Below are 11,206 nucleotides of genomic sequence, written 5' to 3' on the forward strand. Positions count from 1 at the left end.
GTCTGCAAGGCCACCGGCGCGGCACACCCCGACCGGAATTCGCCCATCCAGTCGGCGGTCTCCACCCGCACCAGTTCCGTCATGTCCTCGGAGAACCTGCGCAGCACCCCGAGGCACCGCTCGGCGGGGACGGCTCCCTCCGGATCCTCCGTCTCCAGCAACCGCACCGCGTGCCGCCCCAGTTGCGCCACCAGCGCGCTCGGCAGCCACGGATCGAGAGCACGGCCGTCCGCGACGGTGTCGTCCGCGCCCGTGCGTTCCAGGACGCGGTCGAGGGAGGGCCGGGCGGCGGGGTCCTTGCGCAGGCAGTCACGGACCAGGTCGGCGATGCCCTCGGGGACGCCGTCCAGGTCCGGTTCCTCCTGGGCGATGCGGAACATCAGGGCGTGCACGCCGCTGTTGGCCGTGCCGAAGGGCAGGGCGCCGGTCGCCGCGTAGGCGAGGACCGAACCGAGGCAGAAGACGTCGCACGCCGGGGTGATGCGGTCGCCCCGCACCTGCTCGGGCGCCATGAAGCCGGGCGATCCGACGAGCGCGCCGGTGCGCGTGAGCCCGCCGTCCGTGACGGTCTCCAGGGCGCGTGCGATACCGAAGTCGATGACGCGCGGGCCGTCGATGGTGACCAGCACGTTGGACGGCTTGAGGTCGCGGTGGACGATGCCGGCGGCGTGGATGTCCTTGAGCGCGTGCGCGAGCCCGGCCGCGAGGATGCGGACCGTCCGCTCGGGCAGGGCCCCGTGGTCGTGCCCGACGACCTGCTGCAGGCTCGGCCCGGCGACGTACCCGGTGGCGACCCACGGCACGGCGGCCTCGGTGTCCGCGTCGAGCACCGGCGCCGTCCAGTACCCGCCGACCCGCCGCGCGGCCTGCACCTCCTGCCGGAACCGCTCCCGGAACTCCTCCTGCGCGGCCAGTTCCTCGCGCACGAGTTTCACGGCGACCGTACGGCCCCGCTCGGAACGGGCCAGATACACCTGCCCCATGCCCCCCGCACCGAGCCGCGCCAGCAACCGATAGGCACCGATGCTCCCCCAGCGCTCAACGCCTGGGGGCACCCCCAGTGGATCCCCGGACCCCAGCTTCTCCATCGCTCAGCCGCCTTCCCCCCACACGTGAGCAACAGACCGAGAATAGTGCCGGGCCGGGGCGGGGTGGCCTGGGCGATGTCTACGGTTCCGTAACAGGCGGAGGCTGCGTTGCGGGCGGCCCCACCTGGTCCAGCACCGTCGAAAGACGTTCGAGCAGCCGTACCGCCTCGGCCAGCTCCGCCTCCCCGAACGCCTCCGCCAGCCGGTCCGCGAACGCCGCGTGCCCGGGGTCGATCCGGGCGATGGCCGCGCGCCCCTGCGCGGTCGGCGCGAGGAGCTTGGCGCGGCGGTGAGCCGGGTTCGGCCGGTACTCCGCGAGCCCCCGCTCCACCAGCAGATCGGCGATGCGCTGCACGCTCTGCCGTGTGATGCCCATGGCGCGCGCGATGCCGGAGACGGGCAGCGGCTCCCCGAGGACCGCGCCGAGCACCTGCCACCAGGCGGCGGTGAGCCCGGCGGGCCGGGCGAGTTCCTCCGCGACGGTGAGGAACCGGCCGTTGAGCCCGAACACCCCGAGGGCGCTGCGGCTGAGGAGGTCCTGGTGCTCGCGGCTCACAGCGCGCCGGCCTTCTCCAGCACCGCGTACGCCGCCGCGTCGGAGTCGTGGAACAGCCGGTACCAGGCGTCCAGCACCTCACCCTCGTAGACCCCGAGAAGCCGGAGGATCTCGCGGGCGAAGGCGACGGGCTCGGTCGGGCCCGCGGTGACCAGGGCGCCGTCGGTGACGGCGTCGGCCTCGACGTAGCGCCCGCCGCCCGCGTAGCCGGTCGCGGCCAGGTAGAAGGAGACCGCGCTGGTGTGGTCGCGGTCGTCGAGCAGGCCCTCCCGGGCGAGTCCGGCGGTGGCTCCGCAGATCGCGGCGACCGGGACGCCCGCGTCCAGGAAGGCCCGGGCCGTGCGGGCGAAGGGGGCAAGGTCGTCGCTGGTATCCCAGAGGTCGGCGCCCGGCAGGATCAGCAGTGCGCTGTCCTCAGGACGCAGGTCCTCCAGGGCCAGGTCGGGCTGGATGCGCAGTCCGCCGATGCTCCGCACGGGGGCCGTGTTCGGGCCGACGGTGCGGATCTCGTGGCCGGTGCGGGCGAGCTGGGCCGTGGCGTGACCGGTCTCCCAGTCGGCCAGGGTGTCGTAGACGGCGAGATGGACGGGCTTGCCGGTGGTGGTGTTCATGACTCCTCCTCGATCCCGTGCGCTTATGACAGCATTCTGTCGAGAAGGCAGCATGCTGTCAATACCCTTCCTCCCGCTGGTTCCGCCTGGACAACCTGTCGGGGGGCCGCCGCCGACGCCCGACAGGCCGCCGCTTTCACCGCCCTCTCCCCCGCCCCTACGCTCGCCCGCATGACCCCTCAGCCGAACCCCGAAGCCGGTGCCGCCGTCAAGGCCGCCGACCGTGACCACGTGTTCCACTCCTGGTCCGCCCAGGAGCTCATCGACCCGCTCGCCGTCGCCGGTGCCGAGGGGTCGTACTTCTGGGACTACGACGGCCGGCGCTACCTCGACTTCTCCAGCGGGCTCGTCTACACGAACATCGGCTACCAGCACCCGAAGGTCGTCGCCGCGATCCAGGAGCAGGCCGCGACGATGACGACCTTCGCGCCCGCCTTCGCCGTCGAGGCCCGGTCGGAGGCGGCCCGGCTGATCGCCGAGCGGACCCCGGGCGACCTGGACAAGATCTTCTTCACCAACGGGGGCGCCGACGCCGTCGAGCACGCCGTCCGGATGGCCCGTCTGCACACGGGCCGCCCGAAGGTGCTCTCGGCGTACCGCTCGTACCACGGCGGCACCCAGCAGGCCGTGAACATCACCGGCGACCCGCGCCGCTGGGCGTCCGACAGCGGCACGGCCGGGGTCGTGCGCTTCTGGGCGCCCTACCTCTACCGCTCCCGCTTCTACGCGGAGACCGAGGAGCAGGAGTGCGCGCGGGCGCTGGAGCACCTGGAGACGACGATCGCCTTCGAGGGGCCCTCGACCGTCGCGGCGATCATCCTGGAGACCATCCCCGGCACGGCCGGGATCATGGTCCCGCCGCCCGGCTATCTCGCCGGGGTGCGGGAGCTCTGCGACAAGCACGGGATCGTCTTCGTCCTGGACGAGGTCATGGCCGGGTTCGGCCGCACCGGTGAGTGGTTCGCCGCCGGCCTGTTCGACGTCACGCCCGACCTGCTGACCTTCGCGAAGGGCGTGAACAGCGGATACGTGCCGCTGGGCGGTGTCGCGATCTCCAGCGCCATAGCGGAGACGTTCGGGAAGCGGCCGTACCCCGGCGGCCTGACGTACTCCGGGCACCCGCTGGCCTGCGCGGCCGCGGTGGCGACGATCAACGTCATGGCCGAGGAGGGCGTCGTCGAGAACGCGGCCCGGCTGGGCGCCGACGTCGTCGGGCCGGAACTGCGCGCGCTCGCCGACCGGCACCCGAGCGTCGGCGAGGTGCGCGGCACCGGCATGTTCTGGGCACTGGAGCTGGTCCGCGACCGCGGGACGCGGGAGCCGCTGGTGCCGTACAACGCGGCCGGTGAGGCCAACGCCCCCATGGCCGCCTTCGCCGCCGCCGCGAAGAAGGGCGGCCTGTGGCCCTTCGTGAACATGAACCGGACGCACGTCGTTCCGCCCTGCAACATCAGCGAGGCGGAGCTCAAGGAAGGGCTCGCCGCGCTGGACGCGGCACTCTCGGTCGCCGACGAGTACACCGAGTAAAAACCTGTAAACCCGTCAGTAACCGACATTCTCGGGCCTCATTCGAACGCGTAAGGTGGCGTGCTCGTAGACATGGATGCGCACGCCACCCGACGCGACGAGGGAGACGCCCTGACCATGCCCGCCAGCACCGGCAACGGCGCCGTGACGCGCAGCACCCTGCGGCAGCAGATCGCCGACGCGCTCCGTGACGAGGTGCTGGCCGGGCGGCTCCAGCCGGGGCAGGAGTTCACGGTCAAGGAGATCGCCGAGCAGTACGGGGTGTCCGCGACACCGGTGCGCGAGGCGCTCGTCGATCTCTCCGCGCAGGGGCTCCTCGAAGCCGACCAGCACCGCGGCTTCCGGGTCCGCGAGTACTCGGTCGACGACTTCCGCGGCATGATCGAGGCCCGCGGGCTGGTCATCGAGGGGATGTTCCTGGCGCTCACCGCGGGACGCCCGAACGCGGTGCGGCCCGACGATCCCCGGGCCGCCGCCGTCGTCGCCGGGGTCCGCAGGCGGGGCGAGGAGGCGCAGCGGGCCGCGGCGGCCGGTGACCTCACCGTTCTCATCGGCTACGACCTGCGCTTCTGGCGCGAGCTCGGCGCCTGCTTCGGCAACCCCTACCTCGCCGACTTCCTGCACCGGCTGCGCGTCCAGACCTGGGTCTGCGCGGTGCAGCACCTGCGCCGGCTCACCGATCTGCGCGGCGAGCTGTGGGCCGGTCACACGCAGCTGGTGGAGGCCCTGATCGCCCGCGACAACGACTCCGCCCGGGCGATCATCGCCGCGTACAACGCGCACTCGCTCACCCTGATCGAGCGGCTCGCCTCCGGATGACCTGCGTCGCCGCTGCGCGTATGGGTATGGGACATGCACGGCGCAAGCCGTGACCGCACCGCTACCCTTCTTGACCACCGTGCTACCCCGACCGCGCTGAGCGAGGAGCCTTCTTTGGCCTGTGACCTGTGGCTGGTACCGCTCGTGGACGTGTTGTGCCACACGCCGGACAACCCCTTCGCCGAGGAACTCGCGCAATACAACAAGGTGCTCGCCGAAGCCGGCCTGCCGCCGGTGCCGGTGTACCAGTACATGCCGGGCCTGTCCGGCGAGGTCGCCCCGGTCGCGGGCTTCGACTACGACGCGCTGCACTTCCTGCGCCGCGCCTATCTGCTCCAGGTGTGCGGCCTGCCGGTGACGCCCGTGGACGAACTCGGCGGTGACTACGAGCAGTTGCTGGAGATGTTCGAGTCGACGGCCCAGCAGTCGCACCTGGTGTGGCACTACGACCACGCGGGCGCCTACGTCCCCGTCGACTTCCCCAGTCCGCTCGCCGACGACGATCTCCTCGCCGGCGGCGGCCCCCTGGGCTCCTCGCACGCCCTGCTGCGGGAACTGGAGACGGTCGCCCCGGGCATCGGTATCGACCCGGCCAACCCGCCGGCGGCTCCCCAGCCGCCGCTCGCCCCGACGGAGCTGGAGGAACCGGCCGTTCCCGCCCCGTACGACCCGAGTCCGTTCGCCCGTGAGCGGCACGTCTGGCTCGGGCTGCACGCGGCCGTCACCCGCAGTCTCGCCCAGGGGTCGATGATCGTCTTCAGCTGAGCCGCGCGCTCAGCGCCCCAGCTGGGACAGACCCTTCTGCACGTCGTCGACGTTCATCACCGGCGTGTAGGTGACCTCCGCGTTGAGCTGGAGGAAGAAGGGCTCGCTGAGCACCGGCATCTGCGAGCTGTCCTGCATGTCGAAGAACAGGAAAGCGGTGCGCTTGCCGTGCTCGGAGGTGAAGTAGGCCGCTTCGGGCTTGATCTGTTCCAGCGACTCCTGGATGAGCTTCCCCAGGGTGCCGTTCCGGATGGCCTCGTTGGCCTTCTCCGTGTCCATGGACGCCTTGAGCAGTACGCGCATCGCACTCACCTTCTTCTGGTCGACGCACGTGGGGGTATGGCTTCAGCGTATGCCCGATCCGGGCAAGTCTCCCTTCGGGAGAAAGCGGGCCGCCCCCCGTGGGGAACGGGGAGCGGCCTGCGAACGGTGGACTGCTCAGATGAACGAGTTGATCTCGATCGTCTCGTCCCGGCCCGGGCCCACGCCGATCGCGGAGATCGGGGCGCCGGACATCTCCTCCAGCGCCTTCACGTACGCCTGGGCGTTCTTCGGCAGGTCACCGAAGGACTTGGCCTTGGAGATGTCCTCGTTCCAGCCGGGGAGCATCTCGTAGACCGGCTTGGCGTGGTGGAAGTCGGTCTGGGAGTACGGGAGCTCCTCGACACGCTTTCCGTCGATCTCGTACGCCACGCAGACCGGGATCTGCTCCCAGCCGGTGAGGACGTCGAGCTTGGTGAGGAAGAAGTCGGTCAGGCCGTTCACGCGGGTCGCGTAGCGGGCGATGACCGCGTCGAACCAGCCGCAGCGGCGGTCACGGCCGGTGGTGACACCGCGCTCCCCGCCGATGCGGCGCAGCGCCTCGCCGTCCTCGTCGAACAGCTCCGTCGGGAACGGACCGGCGCCGACCCGGGTCGTGTACGCCTTGAGGATGCCGATGACCCGGCTGATCTTCGTCGGACCGACACCGGCGCCGGTGCAGGCGCCGCCCGCGGTCGGGTTCGACGAGGTGACGAAGGGGTACGTGCCGTGGTCGATGTCGAGGAGCGTGCCCTGACCGCCCTCGAACAGGACGACCTTGTCCTCCTCCAGCGCCTGGTTGAGGACCAGGACGGTGTCGGCGACGTACGGCGCGAGCTTGTCGGCGTAGGCCAGCAGCTCCTCGACCACCTGGTCCACGGCGATCGCGCGCCGGTTGTAGAGCTTGGTGAGGATCTGGTTCTTGACGTCGAGGGCCGCCTCGACCTTCTGCGTGAGGATCGACTCGTCGTACAGGTCCTGCACACGGATCCCGACGCGGTTGATCTTGTCGGCGTACGTCGGGCCGATACCGCGCCCGGTCGTGCCGATCTTCCGCTTGCCGAGGAAGCGCTCGGTCACCTTGTCCACCGTCACGTTGTACGGGGTGATGATGTGCGCGTTTCCGCTGAGGAGGAGCTTGGACGTATCGACGCCACGCTCGTTCAGACCGCTCAGCTCGGAGAGCAGGACCGACGGGTCGACGACGACACCGTTACCGATGACCGGCGTACAGCCGGGAGACAGGATTCCGGAAGGGAGGAGGTGCAGTGCGTACTTCTGGTCACCTACGACCACCGTGTGGCCGGCGTTGTTGCCGCCCTGGTAGCGCACTACATAATCCACGGAGCCACCGAGAAGGTCGGTGGCCTTTCCCTTGCCTTCGTCACCCCACTGAGCACCGAGCAGCACAAGTGCGGGCACGCGCGTACACCCCTTCCGGGCGGGGCATGTCCATGGTCGAGGGCGAACGCGAGAACAGGCAGCCGCGTGCACCGCGACCGCCGTTGGCCGCCAACCGTCGGACCGGATGCCCCGGAATAGACGAAGCCCCTGGCGCAATAGCGCAAGGGGCTCTTGCACAAAGATGCTACCCGAGGAAGCGAGGCATGGCCGAGGTGGCGACTTCCGCGACGTCCGAGCAGCTGCTGGTGGTGGTCGACCCGGTCGCCCGTAGGTCGGACGGCGAGTCCGTCCGGATCGCGAAAGACGTGCTCGGGGCGGGTGCCGGACTCAAGCTGTGCCTGCCGGACGGGCCGGAGGAGTTCGCCCGGGCGCTGGCCCGGCGGGGTTCGCGGCGACCGGTGGTGGTGGGCGACGACCGGGCGCTGATCCGGGCGGTGGCGCTGCTGCACCGGCACCGGGAACTGGCCGGATGTGTGCTGTCGCTGGTGCCGGTCGGGGGCGCGCTGTCCCTGGCCCGGTCGCTGGGGGTGCCGACGGGGCCGGTGGCGGCGGCGCGGGCGGTGCTCGACGGGGTCGAGCGGCGCATGGACCTGATGGTCGACGACAGCGACGGGGTGGTGCTCGGCGCGTTGCGGATACCGCCGCTGCTGCCCTCGCCGGCCGCCGGGGCCGGCCCGCAGGCCGCGCCGGATCCGGACGACGTGCCGGGCCGCCCGTGGCTGCGGACCTGCCAGTCCCTGGTCCGGACGCTGGTTCCGGCGGGGCGCCCGACCCGGCCGGCCGCGGCGCCCGAGCCGGGGCCCTCCCGGCTGCGGGTCGAGGTGGACGGGCGGACCCTCGTCGACCTGAACCAGCCGGTGGAGGCGGTGTCGGTGTCACCGGCCGCGCCGGGCGTCGCGTCGGTGGAGGTCAGACCCGTGTCGGTGGGCGCGGAAGCCCTGCCGCTGCTGGCGGAGGGCCGGACGGTGACGGTGTCCGGGGCCCACTTCCGCTACCGCGCGGACACGGTGGTGTCGGGGCCGGTACGGACCCGGACGTGGGTGGTGCGCGAGGGCGCGTGGGGGCTGATGGTACCGGCGGGGCCGTGAGCCGGCCCGTTCGACGATCTTCTCCGGGACGGGGTCACCCCGGCCTGATCGTCTTGTCCCGGTGCACCCGCCACCGCTCCATCAGGGCGGCGAGTTCGCCCTCCAGGAACTCGAAGAAGGCGAGGGTCTCCGACATCCGGCGGCCGGCCGGAGTGTCTGGGCCGAGGCTGGTGACGCCCTCGCGCAGGGCGGTCTCCCATCGCTTGAGGACGGCGTCGCGGTTGGTGAGGGCTTCGTACCACTGGTCGCCGTGCACTCGGTAGCGCTCCCGGCGCGAGCCCGGCTCCCGCTCGCGCGAGACCATGTGTGTCTGGGCCAGGTAGCGCACCGCCCCGGACACCGCCGCGGGGCTGACCCGCAGCTGCTCCCCCAGCTCGGCGGAGGTCATCGAGCCCGCGTCGCAGGAGAGCAGCGCGGCGAAGACCCGGGCGGGCATCCGCGCCATCCCCGCCTCGACCAGCTGCGCGGCGAAGGACTCCACGAACCTCGACACGGCCTCCGCGTCCCGGCCGGTCCCGGCTGATTCGGTCATGAGGCCCATCCTATCCGTGGTTCACATGCTTCCTTAACTTCACAAATTTCTGAAGGAAGCGTACGTTCTGAAGCATGACGAAGGCCATCACCGTCTCCGGGCTGCACAAGTCCTTCGGGCGGACGCACGCTCTCGATGGGCTCGACCTGGAGGTCGCCGCCGGTGAGGTCCATGGCTTCCTCGGCCCGAACGGCGCCGGGAAGTCCACCACCATCCGGGTCCTGCTCGGTCTGCTGCGCGCCGACTCGGGCGCCGCGCAGGTGCTCGGCCGCGACCCCTGGGCGGACGCGGTGGAGGTGCACCGCCGGATCGCCTACGTCCCCGGCGACGTGACGCTGTGGCGCAACCTCTCCGGCGGCGAGGTCATCGACCTCTACGGCCGGCTGCGCGGAGGGCTCGACGCGAGGCGCCGAGCGGAACTGGTCGAGCGCTTCGAACTCGACCCCACCAAAAAGGGCCGCACGTACTCCAAGGGCAACCGGCAGAAGGTCGCCTTGGTCGCCGCGTTCGCCTCGGACGTCGACCTGCTGATCCTGGACGAGCCGACCTCGGGGCTTGACCCGCTGATGGAGGAGGTCTTCCGGCGCTGCGTCGAGGAGGAGCGCGACCGGGGCCGCACGGTCCTGCTCTCCTCCCACATCCTCAGCGAGGTCGAGGAGCTGTGCGACCGGGTGAGCATCATCCGCAACGGCCGTACGGTCGAGAGCGGTTCGCTCGCCGACCTGCGCCATCTGACCCGCACCAGCGTCGTCGCCGAACTCGCAGGGCCGCCCGACGGGCTGTCGGCGCTGCCCGGCGTGCACGACCTCGACGTGCGGGGGCGCCGCGTCCGGCTCCAGGTCGACACCGACCGGCTGGACGGCGTTCTGCGGTCGCTGAGCGAGTCGGGCGTACGGTCGCTGACGTCCACACCGCCCACGCTGGAGGAACTGTTCCTGCGGCACTACCAGGACGAGGCGGCGGGCCGATGACGGCCTTCGCGGTACGGCGTGGCAGCTCACGCCAACTCGCCGGTACGAGCACACTGCTGCGCTTCGCCCTGCGCCGCGACCGGCTGATGATCCCCGTCTGGATCGCGGTGAACGCGCTGATGGTCCTCTCCATGCCGAACACTCTGGAGGGCCTCTACGGCACCCCGGCCGAACGCGCCGACCTCGTCCGGCAGATGGAGAGCAACTCCTCTCTGCGCGCGATGGTGGGCCCGGTCTTCGGCGACTCGCTGGGCGCCCTGACGGCCTGGCGCGTCGGCATCTACGCCGGCTCCCTGGCCGCCGTGATGAGCCTGCTGGTCGTCGTACGGCACACCCGGGACGAAGAGGAGAGCGGCCGTCAGGAACTGGTCGCGTCCGGGACGGTGGGCCGCCGGGCCTCTCTGACGGCGGCCCTGCTGGCCGCGGCGGTCGCCAACACGGTGCTGGCGCTGCTGGTGGCGGCGGGCCTGACCGGACGGGGCACCGCCGGGGCCCTGGCCCTGGGGCTGGGAATCGCCGGGGTCGGAATGGTCTTCGCCACGGCGGCGGCGATCGTCGCACAGCTGACGGAGAGCGCACGGCTGGCACGCGGCCTGACGGCGGCGGTACTCGGGGCGGCTTTCGTCCTGCGCGCGGCGGGCGACTCGGCCACCGATGACGGCTCGTCGGTCCTGACCTGGCTGTCGCCACTGGGCTGGCTGGAGCACCTGCGGCCGTACGCCTCCGAGCGCTGGTGGGTGCTGGCCCTGTTCGCCGGGGCGGTGGCTCTCCAAGGGGCGGTGGCCTATGCCCTGGCCGGCCGCCGGGACCTCGGCATGAGCTTCCTGCCGACCCGGCCGGGCCCGGCCTCCGGCCGCCTGGGCACCGCGGGCGCCCTGGCCTGGCGGTTGCAGCGCGGCGGCGTACTGGGCTGGAGCATCGGCTTCTTCCTCGCCGGGGTCGTCTACGGCGGCATGACCGAGGGCGCGGCCGACCTGGTCGGCGACAACGCCGGCGCCCGGCGCATCGTCGAGCGGATGGGCGGGCAGTCCGGCCTCACGGACGCGTTCCTGGCGTCCATGATCGGCATGCTGGGCCTGGTCGCGGCGCTCTGGATCGTGGCGTCGGTGCTGCGTCTGCACGGCGAGGAGACCTCGGGCCGGGCGGAACCGGTGCTGGCGAACGCGGTGGGGCGCCTGCGCTGGGCCGCCGGGCATCTGGTGATCGCCTTCGGCGGTGCCGCCTTGATCATGCTCCTGGCCGGACTGGGCTTCGCCGTCGGCTACGGCAGGCAGACCGGGCCGCTCCTGGCCGCGTGCCTCGTACAGCTCCCGGCGGTGTGGGTGATCGGCGGGGTGGCGGTGCTGCTGCACGGCGTCCTGCCCCGGGCGGCCGTTGCGGCCTGGGGTGTCGCCGGGGCGGTGCTGCTGATCGGGTGGGTCGGGCCTGCGCTGGATGTGCCGCCGGCGGTGCTGGACGTCTCGCCGTTCGGGCATCTGCCGAAGCTGCCGGGCGGCTCCATGGAGTGGGGGCCGGTGTCCGTGCTGACCGGGGTGGCGGTGGTGC

General features: G+C 71.8%; 12 protein-coding genes. 6 read left to right on the plus strand and 6 right to left on the minus strand.

All coding sequences use genetic code 11. From position 1 onward, the window contains the following. From C1J00_RS28590 to C1J00_RS28600, 3 genes are all read right to left on the minus strand, one after another. On the minus strand, positions 1 to 1,088 hold a 1,088-nt coding region (locus C1J00_RS28590; protein WP_180989728.1), incomplete at its 3' end, for a serine/threonine-protein kinase. A gap of 79 nt (positions 1,089 to 1,167) precedes the next feature. Beyond that, the gene (locus C1J00_RS28595) at positions 1,168 to 1,644 is read right to left on the minus strand and encodes a MarR family winged helix-turn-helix transcriptional regulator (protein WP_102911892.1); all 477 of its coding nucleotides are present in this window, start codon (positions 1,642 to 1,644) and stop codon (positions 1,168 to 1,170) included. Beyond that, positions 1,641 to 2,255: a type 1 glutamine amidotransferase family protein gene (locus C1J00_RS28600; RefSeq protein WP_102911893.1), complete on the minus strand. Its 615-nt coding sequence runs from the start codon at positions 2,253 to 2,255 to the stop codon at positions 1,641 to 1,643. Before C1J00_RS28600 ends, C1J00_RS28595 begins: the two co-directional genes overlap by 4 nt. Before the next feature lie 171 nt (positions 2,256 to 2,426). On the opposite strand from C1J00_RS28600, the gene C1J00_RS28605 reads away from it, so the two are divergent. The 3 genes from C1J00_RS28605 (at position 2,427) to C1J00_RS28615 (ending at position 5,366) form a co-directional block, all read left to right on the plus strand. Then, positions 2,427 to 3,782: an aspartate aminotransferase family protein gene (locus tag C1J00_RS28605; protein ID WP_102911894.1), complete on the plus strand. Its 1,356-nt coding sequence runs from the start codon at positions 2,427 to 2,429 to the stop codon at positions 3,780 to 3,782. 117 nt (positions 3,783 to 3,899) lie between these two features. After that, positions 3,900 to 4,601 carry a GntR family transcriptional regulator gene (locus tag C1J00_RS28610; RefSeq protein WP_102911900.1) on the plus strand — a complete coding sequence of 234 codons (702 nt, stop codon included), beginning with the start codon at positions 3,900 to 3,902 and terminating at the stop codon, positions 4,599 to 4,601. 114 nt (positions 4,602 to 4,715) lie between these two features. Next, positions 4,716 to 5,366 carry a putative DNA-mimic protein gene (locus tag C1J00_RS28615; protein ID WP_033310151.1) on the plus strand — a complete coding sequence of 217 codons (651 nt, stop codon included), beginning with the start codon at positions 4,716 to 4,718 and terminating at the stop codon, positions 5,364 to 5,366. Between the two features lie 9 nt (positions 5,367 to 5,375). Here the strand turns inward: C1J00_RS28615 and C1J00_RS28620 are convergent, their stop codons facing one another. Beyond that, entirely contained in the window at positions 5,376 to 5,669 is a 294-nt protein-coding gene (locus tag C1J00_RS28620) for a hypothetical protein (RefSeq protein ID WP_102911895.1), read from the minus strand. Positions 5,670 to 5,804: 135 nt separating this feature from the next. Next, on the minus strand, positions 5,805 to 7,088 hold the full coding sequence (locus tag C1J00_RS28625; RefSeq protein ID WP_102911896.1) for an adenylosuccinate synthase: 1,284 nt from the start codon (positions 7,086 to 7,088) through the stop codon (positions 5,805 to 5,807). A gap of 185 nt (positions 7,089 to 7,273) precedes the next feature. Between C1J00_RS28625 and C1J00_RS28630 the strand changes: the two genes are divergently transcribed. Further along, positions 7,274 to 8,158: a diacylglycerol kinase family protein gene (locus tag C1J00_RS28630; protein ID WP_102911897.1), complete on the plus strand. Its 885-nt coding sequence runs from the start codon at positions 7,274 to 7,276 to the stop codon at positions 8,156 to 8,158. A 34-nt stretch (positions 8,159 to 8,192) separates the two neighbouring features. On the opposite strand, the gene C1J00_RS28635 is transcribed toward C1J00_RS28630, so the two are convergent. Then, positions 8,193 to 8,690: a GbsR/MarR family transcriptional regulator gene (locus C1J00_RS28635; RefSeq protein WP_102911901.1), complete on the minus strand. Its 498-nt coding sequence runs from the start codon at positions 8,688 to 8,690 to the stop codon at positions 8,193 to 8,195. A gap of 74 nt (positions 8,691 to 8,764) precedes the next feature. Here C1J00_RS28635 and C1J00_RS28640 point away from each other — a divergent pair, with 74 nt between their 5' ends. Both C1J00_RS28640 and C1J00_RS28645 read left to right on the plus strand, forming a co-directional pair. After that, positions 8,765 to 9,661 (plus strand): ABC transporter ATP-binding protein, encoded by an 897-nt coding sequence (locus C1J00_RS28640; RefSeq protein ID WP_102911898.1) that lies wholly within the window; start codon positions 8,765 to 8,767, stop codon positions 9,659 to 9,661. Then, positions 9,658 to 11,206 (plus strand): ABC transporter permease (locus tag C1J00_RS28645; protein ID WP_102911899.1); only part of this gene is annotated, 1,549 nt, incomplete at its 3' end. The genes C1J00_RS28640 and C1J00_RS28645, both read left to right, overlap by 4 nt.

It is taken from the genome of Streptomyces cahuitamycinicus, from assembly GCF_002891435.1.
In the GTDB taxonomy this organism is placed as follows: domain Bacteria; phylum Actinomycetota; class Actinomycetes; order Streptomycetales; family Streptomycetaceae; genus Streptomyces; species Streptomyces cahuitamycinicus.